Here is a 15,304-nt window from a genome sequence, read left to right as displayed (position 1 = left end):
AAGTGTGATGCGCGTCAATAAGCCAGATTAGCGGTTTTTTTTAATTCGATTAGGGTCACAAAATTGACCGTAAAAGCGAAGAGGAGGTGGCTTATGGAAAATCGGTTTCCACGACTGGATGAAATGGCTATACTTTGGCCGGCGAACCATTGCGCAGATAAGCAAAGTGAGCATTTTTTGGCATAGCGCCGTTTTCAGGGGAGAAAAATGTCTACTATCAACGATGTATCGCGGCTGGCTGGGGTATCGAAAGCCACAGTTTCCCGGGTGTTGAGCGGTTCACGCGGCGTAAAGGAAGCCAGTCGGCTGGCGGTCCTGAAAGCCGTCGAAGAGCTGAACTACCGGCCAAACGTTATTGCCCAGTCGTTATTCAGCCAGACCACCCACTGTATCGGCGTTATCTGCGCGCAGGAAAACGTTAATCAGATCACCGCCTGGCTTTTCGCTCTGGAAAAGCAGCTTCGTCAGCATCAGAAGCATCTGTTATTGCGCTTTGCCCATAGCAAAAGTGACGTTCTGACCGCGCTTGACGAGCTGAGCTGTGGACTGTGCGATGATGTGCTGATCATTGGCGCGCGTTTTCCCCTTAATATTGATGATGAACATGTCATTCTGGTCGACTGCGCCGAAGCGGAAGGGCCGAACAGTATCCAGTTCGATCACGCTTTTGCCGCCGAGACCGCCAGCAATTTCCTGATTAATCAGGGCCGTCGCCAGATCGCCCTCATCCAGCCTGAGAACGGGGGCACCGCCGGGCAGGTCTTACAGGGTTACAAGCTGGCGCTGGAAAATAACCTTTTACCTTTTAACCGTAACCTGGTGATTACTGATGCGGTCTCTTCGTCGGTGGCGATTCAGATGCTGCTGAATAATGCCAGCAGCCGGAATTTCAACGCCTTGCTGGTGGCTAATGAGCAGGAAGCGCAAAGCGTTATGGCGCAGTTACAGGCCTTTAATAAAGCGGTACCGGATGACGTAATGGTATTCAGCCTGGCGGGATCGGTGAATTTACCCGGTTTACCCACTATTCCGGCAATTGAATACTCTCTCGATGCGATGGCATCACGTATTGTCGGCTGGTTAACCGCCACCACCCAGCAGATGCTGGGCAGTTCGGTATTACGTGGCGATCTGATTATCCCTGACTGGCGGCAGCGCTGATTTTGCAAGGCGGATTAGGCGACGTCGCTTTGCTGATGTTGTAAAAAGTGACAGGTTGCGCCCAGCATGCCGGAATCGTTGCCGAAGGTAGCGGTATCAATGCGAATATCAATTTGATATTTTTCCAGCTGCCGTGAGAGCTCATCAATAAAGGGTTCACGTTCGGTAATTCCCCCGCCGATGAAAATAGTCTGCGGGTCAAATACGCTGAAAAGATTATATAAACCGGCGGCGAGATCCTGATAAAAGCGATCAACTACCTGTTGTGCCTGCTCATCGCCCTGATCAAACGCGTCGAACACATCCTTACCACTGACATCATCGACCGGCTGACCGCTGAGCCGACTGAAATTTTCGCGCAGGGCGGTCATGGTGCAACTCTTTGCCATGGTATGGGGTTCGATATTGTTGTCGGTAGGGCGTGACGTCAGCAGACAGCCAAATTCTCCGGCACGATTGCGGCCACCGCGGATCAGCGCACCGTTACAGAAAGCCGCGCCGCCTAAGCCGGTGCCGATGGTCAGCATCAGAAAATCATCCAGCTTCTTCGCTTTTCCCAGCCAGCGCTCGGCCAGTAAAGCACAGTGCGCATCATTCTCAACCGTCGCCGGCAGCGAGGTTTTATCGGTCAGCCACTGGCTCAGGTTAAACTGATCAAAGTCGCGAATCGTGCCGCCCATCGCAATATATCCGCTCTCCGGATCAATATAACCCGGCGTGCTGACCGCAATGCCGCTGCATGATGGGTTTTGCTTTAGCCAGGCGATAATCTGTTCCAGTATTTTATCCCGATCGTTATGTGAGATATCAGCACTGTCGCTGGCCAGAATATTTCCCTGAGCGTCGATCACGCCCATTTTTAATGAGGTCCCGCCAATATCAAAGGCTGCAATGTTCATCTACGTTCTCTGCGTTTATTGTCGTGAATATCTAGTGTAGCGCTGAAAATTAATCGTAAGCGGTGGCAGGTGGGTAATATTGTCAGGAAAAGTACGGAAATATAAAGTTGATAGCGCACGCCGTTCCGGAATAAGAATTATCTGGCAAGAGACAATCTTAACCAACGTTTTCCGGCACGGCGGCGGGCAGTCAGTTATTAACCTGTGATCTGACCACAAATAACCAACCACACGGATGAGGCTGCGTTTCCATGCCGTGCAGTGATAAGCCGCACGGCATAGTGGCCTGGGATGAGCCCGAGGAGGCTACCACTTACGCAACAGCAGGCTGGCATTAACCCCGCCAAAACCAAAGCCATTCGACATGGCATACTCCAGCGCCATCGGGCGGGCGTTCAGCGCCACCAGATCGAGGTTACCCGCTGCGTCATCGGGATGATGCAGATTGAGCGTCGGCGGCACCTGTTGATGGCGCAGCGCAAGCAGCGTGAATATTGCCTCTATGCCGCCCGCCGCGCCCAGCAGATGCCCGGTTGCCGATTTCGTTGAGGTGATCGCCACCGCTGAATCGTCGCCAAATACTGAGCGAATGGCCGCGAGTTCACCGCGATCGCCGACCTGGGTCGAGGTCGCATGGGCGTTAATGTGCTGGACCGCTTCCGGACCGATACCGGCCTGACGCAGAGCGAGTTTCATCGCCCGGGCTGCGCCGCTGCCATTTTCCGGGCTGGCGGTCAGATGATAAGCATCAGCACTGGTACCGTAGCCGACCAGTTCTGCCAGCGGTGTTGCGCCACGCGCTTCGGCATGGGCCAGCGACTCGATCACCAGCAGACCAGCCCCTTCCGCCATCACAAAACCGTTACGGTCGCGATCAAACGGACGCGACGCCTGATGCGGATGATCGGCAAAACCGACCGACAGCGCGCGTGCGGCCGCAAAGCAGCCCAGCGTTACCCGGTCCAGCGCGGCCTCGGTGCCGCCGCAGATGGCGATATCGGCTTCACCACTTCTGATCAGACGCGCGGCATCCCCAATCGCCTGCACGCCAGCGGCACAGGCGGTGACGGGCGCGCCCAGCGGTCCGGTAAATCCATGTTTGATCGAGACATGACCCGCTGCCATATTGGCGAGAAAAGAAGGCGCCGTGAAGGGAGAAAGCCGGCGCGGGCCGCGTGCGTCGGTAGTACGTACCGCTTCCGCAATCGCGCCAAAGCCACCCACGCCGGAGGCAATGAGGGTGGCGGTGCGTTCACGCGCGGCTTCATCTTCAGGCTGAGGATGCCAGCCCGCCTGCTTCAGTGCTTCGTCTGCGGCCAATAGCGCAAATTCAATAAAGCGGGCCATCTTTTTGCGCTCTTTCGGCAGGATAAAGGCTTCAGGATCGTAGCCAGCCAGCGGATCTTCATCGACCGTCGGGACGCTGCCGCCCACCGAAATGCCGGTGCCGGCACTCATCTCTTCGGACAACCCCCGTATCCCCGACTGACCCGCGTTCAGGCGTTGCCAGACCGTCTCCACTCCGCAACCCAATGGCGAGACGATGCCCATACCGGTAATCACAATACGTTCAGACGCGGCTGAATGACTCATGCAGTTCCTCCTGTAGTGGCTCTGCAAGGTGGTGATTTACCGGTTGCAGAGCCGTGGTTTGATCGATGCACGCTTTCAACCTTAGCGCGGATGACGGAACCCTGCGTAACAGGGACGCACAACGCCACGTCCAGCCCGCCGTGTTTAACCGGAAGGAAATGCCAGGCGCAGCAGCACAGGGTGTCTGAAGATGTTCTCAGACCGGCTACCAGCATTGATCATGTGACCATTTAAGTCAATGGTCACTTTTCAGGGTGCCAGACTGCGTAACACCAGCGCCGCCAGTTGTACTGAGGCTGCTTCCGCCTCATCGAGGTTGTACTGCAGCAGAACCGGGCTGGCATAGGGTTTAATCACCCGGTAGATCGCTTCTGCGGCTTCGTCTGCCGGCGTTTTACGTTCAAATTCGCCCGCCTCTCTGCCCTGACGAAGGATCTGATGAATCAGATTCAGCAGCCGTTCTTCATGCGCCTGGGCCGATGGCCAGCGATCGCGCGAGGCGACTGCAGCAATGTCATAGAGTTTGCGATCGTGGAAAAACAGTTCGCTGCCGGTGGTTGAAAGCGTGCGAAACAGCCGGCGTAGCTGTTCAGCCGCGCCAGGTGCCTCGCTGATGGCGGCTTCCACACGCTGCATGATCATTGCCAGCCGGTTAGCGCAGATCACTTCGCCAATGGCCTGTTTGGATTCAAAGAATTTGTAGATATAAGCCTTTGAAAAGCCAATCGCCCTGGCGAGATCGGAGACGGTGGTTTTCTCGTAGCCGTAATGGGCGAAGTGCTGCATCGCGGCATCGACGATCTGGTCGCGAACGTTATGTTCAGCCGGGCCGCGGCCGCCGTTATCGGTAAACTGTTCTGTCATTTTAACGCCTGATAGGTAGAGTCGGTTGCAAAGTGACCGGTGAAGGATATGGTCACATTTTAAGCCTTTTAGCGGCCGAATGCCATGTTTCCGGCCTGAAGCGGGCGCGGCGCGGATCGCGCCGCTGAGGAAAGGGAAAATTATTGCCGCAGGCTGCTGATCGGAATGTTCCACTGACTGAGCTTGTTGTAGAGCGCGGTGCGTGAAATCCCCAGCAGCTTAGCCGACTGGCGCACGTTGCCGCCCTGCGCGCGAATTGTCTCCAGGATGCAGGCCCGCTCATTATCCTGCAGCAGGCTGGTGGCGGCGGTGGTGGTGGCCGGTGACATGCTGCTGATAAATTCCGCGGGTAAATCGGTCAGTTCAATGCTGCTGCTCTGGCAGAGATTCACTATCCGCTCCACCAGGTTCTCCAGTTCGCGGACATTGCCTGGCCAGTGCCAGGCCTGCAGGCAGCGCATCGCTTCCGGTGCCACCTGCGGCGGCGTCTTATTCAGTCGCTGGCATAATGCGTGGATAAAGGTCGTGACCAGATCGGGGATGTCGCTTTGACGTTCCCGTAAGGCGGGAATGGTCAGGGAAATGACGTTAAGGCGATAGAAAAGATCGCGGCGAAAGGCACCCTGTTCCACGGCGCGCTGCAGGTCGCAATGGGTTGCCGCCACAATGCGGACATCCACTTTAACCGGCTGCGCCGCCCCGATGCGCAACACTTCATTTTCCTGCAGTACGCGCAGCAGGCTGGTCTGCGCTTCCAGCGGCATCTCGCCAATCTCATCAAGAAACAGGGTGCCGCCATCGGCCAGTTCGAATTTCCCTGCCGAGCCACCGCGCCGTGAACCGGTGAAGGCACCGTCGACGTAGCCAAACAGCTCGCTCTGCACCAGATCGCGCGGCAGCGCGCCACAGTTGACCGCCACAAAGGATTCCTGTGACCGGCTGCTGGCGTTATGAATCGCCTGGGCAAACAGCTCTTTACCGGTACCGCTTTCGCCGGTCAGCAGCACGGTGCTGTCGCTGCGGCTACTGGCGCGTGCATCCTTGATCGCCTGTTGCAGCACAGGCGCGCTGCCACGAATCATCCCGAAGGTGTAGCTGGCGCTGACGCCAAGCACCCGCCGGGTGATTGCCCGGATACGCTGATTTTCTCGCAGCGATAAAATACGGCCGCCATCCGGTGCCGGCATCAGTGACACCAGACAGGAGACGCTGCGTCTGCCATCGGGGCGAAACACCATCTCACGGTCGTTGCAGCAGGGAAGGGTGAGCAGCGAACCCGATTGCGGCTGCAGCAACCGATCGATATGCGCATTGTCGGCATCTATTCCGGCGAAAATCTGCCGGGCGTAGCGATTCAGGGTTTTGATGCGGCCATCGCGATCGCAGACCACGACGCCTTCATTCAGCGTTTCCAGAATCGATTGCTGTTCGGCTAGCAGACGGCGCAGAGTCAGCTGTTGTCCAATCGCCTCTGCGGCGGCCTGGACGGTACCAAGCGTGTGAACATTAAAACTGTCGGGAGTGGCCGTCAGCGTCAGCACGCCGATCATCCGGCCGCTGGCATCACGAATCGGGGCCGCAGCGCACTGCTGGTTGCGTTCGCGTAGTGCCAGCTTCCAGTTTTCTCCGCTCAGCACATAGACCAGCCGCTGTTCGCGTAAGCAGCGTGCGGTGCAGTTGGTGCCCAGCACCTCTTCACGCAGGATGCTGCCGACCGGCGTCAGGTCGCTGCCGCAGTAGCTCAGCACCACGCCCTGCGCATCGGTCAGATTGATGTGGCCATCCGGATTATAGGCCAGCAGATTCTGCATCACGCTGTGCGCCACGGCGATTAGTTCACTGTTGTGGCTGAGAATGGCGGACACTTCATCCGGTTCCGGTGCGCTGTAGCTGAACCGGCCCGGATCAATGCCGCGCTGCCGGGAACGTGTCCACGACTGCAGGATGCTGCTGCGGATCCAGTGCGGCTGCTCATCCGCCACAAAGGCCTGCCATCCCTGCGCAAGCAGCTGTTCCCAGCGCGCCGCTTCGCTGCCTTCCGGCAGACTGAAAATTGCGTCGCTCTCTTCTTTATTCGGCAACAAATCATGCAGCGTCGGCATTGCACTCTCCGGGTCGGGATGAAATGTCCATTTTAATGACATGTTAAGTTGACATGTAAATTTTATTTTCACCTGAGAGCGGTTATCTGAGAGGTCGTTCACATAAAACCCAGCTAAAAAACTGGCACCTGTTTTGCAATCCTGACGCTAACGGCCACCTGTAAAAAATAACGGGAAAGTTAAAGCGTTATGCGAAAACATAATCTGAAGTTACTGCTGTTTATCTGTTCGATTGCCTCACTCAGTGGCGTCATTCTTGGCTATGACGCCTCGGTGATTTCCGGAGTGATAGAACCGTTAACAGAACATCTGGCTTTATCGCCGTGGCAAAGTGGCTGGGCTGTTTCAAATGTGATCCTCGGGTGTGTGGCGGGAGCCTGGTGCGTCGGCGCGCTCTCTGACCGGATCGGTCGTAAGCCGACGCTGGTGATCACCGCCCTGTTATTTACGCTGTCAGCGGTGGGGTCTGCGCTGGCCGATACCCTGACCCAGTTTGTACTTTACCGGCTGATCGGCGGGCTGGCCGTCGGCATGGCCTCGGCGATTACGCCGCTCTACATTGCTGAGATCTCACCGAAAGACTGGCGCGGCCGGATGCTTGGCCTGCAGCAGATGCTGATGGTGGGCGGGCAGGTGACGGTCTATGTGGTCAACTATCTTATCGCCCGCGGCATGTCCCATGCGTGGATCGTCAGCGAGGGCTGGCGCTGGATGCTGGCGTCCGGCGTGGTGCCTTGCCTGCTGTTTCTGGCACTGGTGCCGTTCATGCCGGAATCACCGCGCTGGCTGGCGCTGAACGGTAAACGCGATCGGGCTCTGGCGGTGCTGACACGTTTATCGACGCCGCAACATGCTGCCCGCCTGCTGGCAGAAATCAGCGCTTCCGCCGCCAGCCACGGTGATGGTCATGCCCGCACCGGCTTGCTGCGGGATGCCCGGGCGCGCTATATCCTGCTGATTGGCTGTGCCATCGCCATCCTGCAGCAGATCTCCGGCATCAATATCCTGCTCTATTACGCACCGTCGCTGCTGCAGAACATCTCCTCCGACACCCAAACCTCCCTGTTCCACAGCATTTTTCTGGGAGTGGCGCTGCTGGCCGGTGTGGCCTTTTGCCTCAATGCGGTCGATCGCTGGGGCCGGACCCGCTTACTGCGCTGGGGGGCGCTGGGCTGTGCGCTCTGCCTGATGATGACCAGCTGGGCCTTTATTGCCCAGACCGGCGGGCTGCTGCCGGTGATCGGCCTGGTGGCGTTTGTGCTGATTTTCGGCATGTCGTGGAGCCTGGGCGCCTGGTTACTGATCTCGGAAATCTTTCCCAACCGAATCCGCGCCGTCGCAATGGGTTACGCCTTCTCGTCAATGTATCTGGCCAATTTTATTGTCACTCAGAGCTTCCCGATGATGAATCGCAGCAGCCTGTTGATGACCCACTTCCACGGCGCGTTTCCACTGATGCTGTGCACCGTCGGCTGCCTGGTGGCCTTCTGGTTCGTACAGCGTTTTCTGCCGGAAACCCGCGGCGTCTCGCTGGAGCATATTGAGCCGCTGATGTTATCCAAATCCCGTCGCTTTGCCGCTGAGGCACAGCAGACCTCTGAACCCTCTATCCAGCCTGACTGGGCAAACAATAAATAAACAGGAGCTGTTATGAATCATAAAACTGTGCGTGTGGGATTGATCGGCGCAGGCCGAATGGGCAGTTTCCATGCGGAGAATCTGGCACTGCGGGTGCCAGGGGCTAAGCTGACGGCGGTCGCCGATCTGCAGCCAGGTGCTGCGCAAAAGCTGGCGGACCGGCTGGGCGTGGAGAAAGCCTACACCGATTTACAGGCGTTACTGAACGACAGTGACATTGATGCGGTGGCGATTGCGACCCCGGCCCGTACCCATGCAGAGCTGGTGATTGCCGCCGCGCAGGCCGGTAAGCATATCTTTTGTGAAAAACCGATGGCGGTGACGCTGGAGGAAGCTGATCGGGCGATCGCCGCGGCAAAAACGGCGGGCGTGGTGTTACAGGTCGGCTTTAACCGTCGCTTCAGTGCTGGCTTTGCTGCCGCTATCCGCGCAGTAAAAGCCGGAGAAAACGGCACCACGCAACTGAGCCGCTCGGTCACCCGCGATCCCGCGTTACGCGATCCGGCGCCGATCCCGCAGTGGACCATCTTTCTTGAAACGCTGATCCACGACTTTGACACCTTGCTGCATTTCAACCCCGGCGCACGACCGGTTGAAGTCTATGCGCTGGCGGATGCCCTGGTACGGCCAGATTTCAAAGATAAAGGGCTGCTGGATACCTCGGTGGTGACCATCCGCTTTGATAACGGGGCGATTGCCACGGCTGAAGCGAATTTCCAGGCGGTCTACGGTTATGACGTGCGCGGCGAAGTGTTTGGCAGTAAAGGCATGTTGCAGGCGGGCAATATTAATCAGGATAACTGCGTGCGCTATCACGCCGACGGTATTGCGATAGCAACTTCACGGATGGACACCGATCTGCTGCGTGACGCTTACGTGGCGGAGATGGCCGAGTTTGCACACTGCATCCTGCACGGTGAGACGCCGCGCGCCACCGGTATCGATGCGCGGAATGCGCTGGAAATTGCGCTGGCCTGTATCGCGTCGGTGCAGCAGCACAAGCCCATCCTGCTGGGAGCACGCTAATGGCCAGTTATCAGCTCTCTGTCTGTGCCGAGATGGTGTTTCTCGATCTGCCGTTTATCCACCGGGTTGAACGCATTCATGCGCTGGGATTTGGCGTCGAGATCTGGAACTGGGCTAATAAAGATATCGATGCGCTGGTAGCGACCGGTGCGCGTTTCACCTCGATGACCGGTTATCTGAGCGGTAACCTGACGGATGAGGACCAAATCGAACCGCTGCTGCAAAGTGCTGAAACGTCGCTGGCGATTGCGGAACGGCTCAACTGCCCGAGCCTGAATCTGCACGGCACCGGACTTGATGCCAACGGCCAGGCGGTCAGACCGGTTGAGGTGGTGACCGGAACGATGTGGCTCAAAGCGGCAGAGACGCTGGGCCAACTCGCCGCTCTGGGTGAACGGGCCGGACGCGTCTTTACCCTGGAGAACCTCAACCTGGCGGTTGATCATCCGGGGACGCCGTTTGCCCGCGCGGCGGATACCCTGGCGCTGGTCGAGGCGGTTAACAGTCCGGCGCTGAAGATGAATCTGGATCTCTATCATGCCCAGATTGGCGAGGGCAATCTGATTGAACTGATCCGCCGCTGTGGTCCGGCAATCGGTGAAATTCAGGTGGCGGATGTACCGGGACGGAAGCAGCCCGGCACCGGGGAAATCAACTACCGCGCCATTGCACGCACGCTGGCTGAAGTGGGCTATTCCGGCGTTGTTGCACTGGAAGGCTGGGCCGAGGGCGACAGCGAGACGGCGCTGAGGCAGTTCCGCGAACATTTTACCCTGTAATCACTTCCCCGTCGGGTATTTGCCTGTTGCCCGACGGTCTATTAATAATAAAACCCTACAGGATTACCCTATGAAAACCAGACTGTTAGCGTTGTTTCTCGGTATGCTGGTCAGCGTGTCGGCCGGTGCGAAAACGCCAAAAATTGGCGTCGCACTGGCAAATTTTGACCTTAATTTTGTCTCGATCCTGCGAACTCAGATGGTCGGGGAAATCAAGACACTGAAGATGGACGGGCAGTTCGTGGATGCTAAGGGCGATGTTGCTCTTCAGGTTCAGCAGGTTGATGATTTTATCAACCAGGGTGTGGATGCCATTATTCTCAACCCGGTGGATACCCAGGGTGTGCAGCCGATGATCAAAGCCGCCCAGTCAGCAGGGATCCCGCTGGTGTTTGTTAACCGTAAACCGGAAGTCAGGTTGCCGGCAAATATGGCCTATGTGGGCTCAGATTCTGCGCTCGGCGGCGAGATGCAGATGGAAGCGCTGGCAAAAAAGATGAACTATCGCGGCCACGTCGCCATTCTGATGGGGGCTTTATCGAACGAAGAGGCGCGTGAGCGTACGCGTGCCGTAGAAGCGGTAATTGCAAAATATAAGCAGATGGCGGTGATCGAAAAACAGACCGCGCGCTGGCAGCGTAATGAAGCGGTGGATGTGGTCTCGGGCTGGTTGCTGAATCAGCGACCCATCGATGCCATCGCCGCCAATAACGATGAAATGGCGATTGGAGCAATTATGGCGCTGAATCAGGCGAAAAACAGTCATATTCTGGTGGCGGGCATTGATGGAACTCCGGATGGTCAGCAGTTTGTTAAAAACGGCAAAATGACGCTGACCATTTTTCAGGATGCAAAAGGGCAGGCGATCGGCGCGGTAAAAGTGGCAAAAGCGCTGCTGGATAAACAAAAAGTCGAAGAGCTGAACTGGATCCCTTACCAGACCATTACCCACGACAACTACACTGAATTTGCCGCGGCAAATCAGCCATAATATAAATTTAAGCTGTTGATATTAATGGTGTTTAAATCCATCGCCAGGCAACGCAGAGTTTGCCTGGCGCGTAACAAACCGTCCTGCTGTGTTAATGCCTTTCCCGCCATTCTGTCACCTTTAGTGATTCTTTATATAAGCTGCCTTATACTGTGAGCAATTAGCTTAAATTCAGTGATTTCTTAATGATTTATATAATCGATGACAGTATTACTTATAATTCAGATGATTGTACGCTGACTCATCTTCCTACTGAGGAATCTATCAGTCTGAGCATCTCTTCTGGCCGCCTTTTTGAACGCCTGCTGAATTCAGAAGGGGAAATCCTGGCGCGGGATAACCTGCTGACAGAAGTGTGGGATAAATATGGCCTGCGTGGCTCGAATAGCAACCTGAATCAGTATCTCAGTATTCTGCGACGTGCGCTTGCGGCCTATGGCTGTGAAAATTTGATTATCACCATTCCTAAGATTGGGATACGCATAAACACAGAGATTAAGATTGAAACGCAGCCGTCACCCGCCATGCCTGTCGCGGAGCCTGAGCCCGATATTGCAGCCGAAGCATTAACGGTGGCACCGACTGAAAGCAGTCCGATAACACCTGAAACCCCACAAAATGTCATCAGTAAGCCCAGCCATTTTTCCCGTCGCGAACTCTTTTTCGTCTTATTTTCGCTGCTTCTGCTCGCTGCCTGTGGCTATTACTGGTTTGTCGTTTCGTCTGAACGATCCCTGGTCTCGACAACAATAAAATTGCCTGGCGGGTGTGACGTGGTGATATTAAAGGGGGTGGACGATACTGAACGGCAGTCATTGGATAAACAGTTGCTGGAGATTATTAAAGAAAATAATCAACCATGTGATGCCAGTCGGCGCTTCTATTTTGATAATAATACGGCCTTTACGACCCGTAATTTTGGCCGGACGATTTTATCCTCCTGCAAGATTAACGGTCGCGGGGATATTATTTCATGTGACAACTTTTATTATCTCGACTGGAGGAACATTTGAAAAGGAGCATTGCATTTATTCTGGCGCCGGCCGCTTTGTTGCTGATGGTGACCGTTGGATTCGATTATTTCAGCTCCCGGATTGAGCCATTCCCCTTTCGCTGCTCGACCTTTACCCATTACGATCTGAGCCGAAACGAAGGAAGCCGGATAGAGTTTCAGTTAACCCAGGACTTACGCTTTGATAGTAAAAATTCTGGCTATCTTTTACTAAACGGGCAGGCCGTTGCAGATAGTAAAACCACGATTGTTAACCGCAGGATTGTCCTTTCCCGCGGCGAGAAGGTTGATTACGACACTTACCGCTACGCGATTAACGACATTGTAAGCGCTTCAACAGATACGACACCCGATGCGGTGTTCACTCTGTTGCTGGCGGAGCTGACACTGGACCCCTCTTATCTGCAGTTTGATGTCGATAAAATCGACGCACGTTCTTATCTGATTGGCGGGCCTCTCTCTTACCTGTTTACCTGCCAGCGTTACTGAGCATGAAGATCCCTTAGTGGCTTTGTCTGTTTTTCTGATAAAAAAAAGCCGCTAAAAAGCGGCAAAATCATGACAAGCATGAAACAACTGAAAAATGAACAAAGAAACGGGTATTGCCCGGCGGCTCGCCGGGCAAGGGTTAATTATGGGTCCTGAAACTGGCCAGCGTCCCGGAGAAACCAGCTATCTCTTTGTCAGTTAACGGCCCAGGTTTCGAGATTGAAAAAATCAGCAGATCATCCATATCCAGGGTAAAAATAGCCTGCCTCTGGTATTGACGAATGTTATCAGGGCGTAAAAAATCATAGCTGATTAATATCCCATTAGTGACATTATTACCCAGCACCACCGGTTCATACGGCGCCTGATGCCACTCTTTTATTTGCTTTCTTAACATGCTGAGCTGGCTTTCAATATATTCTTCTATGCTGTTGTGATTGCCCAGCCCATCCCGGGAAAGGGTAATGGGAGGCAGGCCAGATCGTTTGTCAATCAGCGTGTTGATCGTTCTTTCACTGTATCCTTCAGGTAGCGTAATGGTGCCTTCGCTAAATTTGCACATGTGATTATTCATTCGGTCCTTCCATTTTTTGGCCATTGTCTGCACGGGAAAATAACTGCTCGGCAGTAATTTCGCTGATTTTACCGTTATTCAACATAACGATTCTGTCTGCGCTGCGGATAGTTTCCGGGCGATGCGCAATAATAATACGTGTGATATTCATTTTCTTAATGGCAGTATTGATCTGCGTTTCATTATAAATATCGAGGTGACTTGTGGCCTCATCCAGCACCAGAATTTGTGGATCGCGATAGAGTGCTCTCGCCAGCAAAATACGCTGTAACTGACCACCGGAAAGAAAGGAGCCCATATCGCCGACCAGGCTTTGATAATTCATTGGCATTTTCATGATATCGCCATGAATTTGTGCCAGCCGCGCCACGCGAGTGATTTTCGCCTGGTCAGGTTCATTATCAAAGAAGCTGATGTTTTCACTGATCGAACCCGAAAAGAGAATATCATCCTGCATGACACAACCAATGCGATTGCGGTGATGTTGTAAGCCGGTCTGCTTGATATCCAGACCGCCTACGCTGATCACACCGCTTTCGGGATGTAACAGACCGAGAATAATTTTGGCCAGCGTGGTTTTACCCTGACCCGACGGCCCGACAATAGCGATACTCTCACCGGCTTTAATAGAGAGGCTGACATCGTCAATGACCCAGGATTCGGTTGGCGCATAGCGAAAGCAAATATGCTCCAGCGCGATATCGTTCGATGTCTGCGGTTCGTCATCGTGATCGATCTGATGAGGACTGGCTTCGTCATTCGGCTCAGTTTCAGACAACACGATGTCTGACAGACGTTCTCCATGCATACGCAGCATACGGAAATCAATGATCGCATTGATCAAACCGGCACCACGGCTCATGAACTGATCTGAGAAGCTGATGAAGGCCGTAAGCATACCGGCAGAAAAGTTACCATCCAGAACCTGTAATGCCGCCAGCCACACCAGCACCACTCGGCCCACCGACGTCAGTATTCCCTGTGCGGACCCAAACAGGATATTGAGCTTCTGCATCACTATCCCTTTATTGGTGCTATCCACCAGATAATTCATATAGGCGGCGAGACGCGGAACCTGCTTGTTGTTGGTTTTCACCGCCTGGATACCGCGTAGCGTTTCCAGCAGTGAGGACTGCGTGCGCGCTGAGCTGATGATCTGCTCTTCATTGGCGCGGCGCACCGGCTCGTAGGCCATGAAGCGCAAGATGCCATAAGCAATGAACAGCGCAATGACTAACCAGGCGAGTTTGGCGTTGTAGATAAAAAGCATCATTACGGTGACGATCGACATTACCCCATCCAGCACGGTACTGATAAAGCGTGAAGTCAGCGTGCTTTGAATGGTATTAAGCGAACCGTAACGAGACAGAATATCGCCGACGTGACGCGATTCAAACCAGTCGAGTGGTAGCTTCAGCATGTGCTGACAGACGTTGATCGTCCACTGTACGCTGAGCTGACTGGAGAACCAGGCCATCACCCATGAGCGCAGAGCAGAAATCATGGTCTGGAACAACGCAATCATGATGAAGCCAACCCCCAACAGGGTTAACAGCGAATAGTCGGCGGAGACCAGCACCATATCCATCACCCATTGCATAAAAAAGGGTGATAACACACCAAACAGCTCCAGTGAGATTGACAGGATAAGCACCTGAACGAAAGCGGACTTCACGCCCGTCACGCTGCCGACCAGCTTCATCATTGAAATGCTGGCTTTTTCCTCTTTTACTTCAAAGGTTGAAGAGGGGATCAGTTCCAGTGCCACGCCGGTGAAGGCTTTAGAGGCTTCTTTGAATGTCAGCTCCCGAACGCCGCGCGCCGGATCGTGAAGCGTAATTTTATTGCCGCTCACTTTTTTCAGCACAACAAAATGGTTGAGTTCCCAGTGCAGAATGCAGGGCATACGCAACTTAGACAGCTCTTCCAGGTCAACGCGCAGCGCGCGCGAACTCATATTCAGCTGTTGTGCCATCGAAATGACATTGGCAAGAGTGGCACCTTTGAGCGAGGTAGCAAACTTCCTGCGCAGAGTGATCATGTCGATCTCATGCCCATGATAGTTGGCAATCATGCCCAGGCAGGCGAGTCCACATTCGGTCACCTGTGACTGACGGATGACAGGCAGACGGTTAAACCATCTGAAATTAAGTTTATCTTTTAACAACACAGCACA

At 54.6% G+C, this 15,304-nt stretch carries 13 protein-coding genes; 7 read left to right on the top strand and 6 right to left on the bottom strand.

Annotated features, from left to right (window positions below; all coding sequences use genetic code 11):
* Nucleotides 1–207 precede the first annotated feature (207 nt).
* Nucleotides 208–1,161: a LacI family DNA-binding transcriptional regulator gene (locus WFK59_RS20645; RefSeq protein ID WP_233988838.1), complete on the top strand. Its 954-nt coding sequence runs from the start codon at nt 208–210 to the stop codon at nt 1,159–1,161.
* A 14-nt stretch (nt 1,162–1,175) separates the two neighbouring features.
* Here the strand turns inward: WFK59_RS20645 and WFK59_RS20640 are convergent, their stop codons facing one another.
* From WFK59_RS20640 to WFK59_RS20625, 4 genes are all read right to left on the bottom strand, one after another.
* Nucleotides 1,176–2,060, bottom strand: a complete 885-nt coding sequence (locus WFK59_RS20640) for an ROK family protein (protein WP_336757110.1) — start codon at nt 2,058–2,060, stop codon at nt 1,176–1,178.
* Between the two features lie 306 nt (nt 2,061–2,366).
* Nucleotides 2,367–3,653 (bottom strand): beta-ketoacyl-ACP synthase II, encoded by a 1,287-nt coding sequence (gene fabF / locus WFK59_RS20635; protein ID WP_336757109.1) that lies wholly within the window; start codon nt 3,651–3,653, stop codon nt 2,367–2,369.
* 249 nt (nt 3,654–3,902) lie between these two features.
* Nucleotides 3,903–4,517 (bottom strand): TetR/AcrR family transcriptional regulator, encoded by a 615-nt coding sequence (locus WFK59_RS20630; RefSeq protein ID WP_336757108.1) that lies wholly within the window; start codon nt 4,515–4,517, stop codon nt 3,903–3,905.
* Between the two features lie 140 nt (nt 4,518–4,657).
* On the bottom strand, nt 4,658–6,619 hold the full coding sequence (locus tag WFK59_RS20625) for a sigma-54-dependent Fis family transcriptional regulator (protein WP_336757107.1): 1,962 nt from the start codon (nt 6,617–6,619) through the stop codon (nt 4,658–4,660).
* A gap of 189 nt (nt 6,620–6,808) precedes the next feature.
* Here WFK59_RS20625 and WFK59_RS20620 point away from each other — a divergent pair, with 189 nt between their 5' ends.
* The 6 genes from WFK59_RS20620 to WFK59_RS20595 all read left to right on the top strand — a co-directional run bounded on the left by WFK59_RS20620 (nt 6,809) and on the right by WFK59_RS20595 (nt 12,554).
* The gene (locus WFK59_RS20620) at nt 6,809–8,257 is read left to right on the top strand and encodes a sugar porter family MFS transporter (RefSeq protein ID WP_336757105.1); all 1,449 of its coding nucleotides are present in this window, start codon (nt 6,809–6,811) and stop codon (nt 8,255–8,257) included.
* A gap of 12 nt (nt 8,258–8,269) precedes the next feature.
* A complete protein-coding gene (locus WFK59_RS20615) occupies nt 8,270–9,283 on the top strand; it encodes a Gfo/Idh/MocA family oxidoreductase (protein ID WP_233988832.1) in 1,014 nt (337 codons plus the stop codon).
* A complete protein-coding gene (locus WFK59_RS20610; RefSeq protein WP_336757103.1) occupies nt 9,283–10,062 on the top strand; it encodes a TIM barrel protein in 780 nt (259 codons plus the stop codon). The genes WFK59_RS20615 and WFK59_RS20610 overlap by 1 nt, the downstream gene beginning before the upstream one ends.
* A gap of 70 nt (nt 10,063–10,132) precedes the next feature.
* The gene (locus WFK59_RS20605) at nt 10,133–11,053 is read left to right on the top strand and encodes a substrate-binding domain-containing protein (protein WP_336757102.1); all 921 of its coding nucleotides are present in this window, start codon (nt 10,133–10,135) and stop codon (nt 11,051–11,053) included.
* Between the two features lie 185 nt (nt 11,054–11,238).
* Nucleotides 11,239–12,066 (top strand): winged helix-turn-helix domain-containing protein, encoded by an 828-nt coding sequence (locus tag WFK59_RS20600; RefSeq protein ID WP_336757100.1) that lies wholly within the window; start codon nt 11,239–11,241, stop codon nt 12,064–12,066.
* On the top strand, nt 12,063–12,554 hold the full coding sequence (locus WFK59_RS20595; protein ID WP_233988828.1) for a FidL-like protein: 492 nt from the start codon (nt 12,063–12,065) through the stop codon (nt 12,552–12,554). The genes WFK59_RS20600 and WFK59_RS20595 overlap by 4 nt, the downstream gene beginning before the upstream one ends.
* 139 nt (nt 12,555–12,693) lie before the next feature.
* Here WFK59_RS20595 and WFK59_RS20590 read toward each other — a convergent pair whose 3' ends face one another.
* Together WFK59_RS20590 and WFK59_RS20585 are read right to left on the bottom strand one after the other, a co-directional pair.
* Nucleotides 12,694–13,128 (bottom strand): DcrB-related protein, encoded by a 435-nt coding sequence (locus WFK59_RS20590; protein WP_233988827.1) that lies wholly within the window; start codon nt 13,126–13,128, stop codon nt 12,694–12,696.
* Complete coding sequence (locus WFK59_RS20585) at nt 13,121–15,298, bottom strand: peptidase domain-containing ABC transporter (RefSeq protein WP_336757098.1); 2,178 nt, start codon at nt 15,296–15,298, stop codon at nt 13,121–13,123. Before WFK59_RS20585 ends, WFK59_RS20590 begins: the two co-directional genes overlap by 8 nt.
* Nucleotides 15,299–15,304 lie beyond the last annotated feature (6 nt).

This window comes from Pantoea sp. USHLN298 (genome assembly GCF_037149395.1).
Taxonomy (GTDB): Bacteria; Pseudomonadota; Gammaproteobacteria; order Enterobacterales; family Enterobacteriaceae; genus Pantoea; species Pantoea astica.
This window is presented reverse-complemented; position numbering and strand designations above follow the sequence as displayed.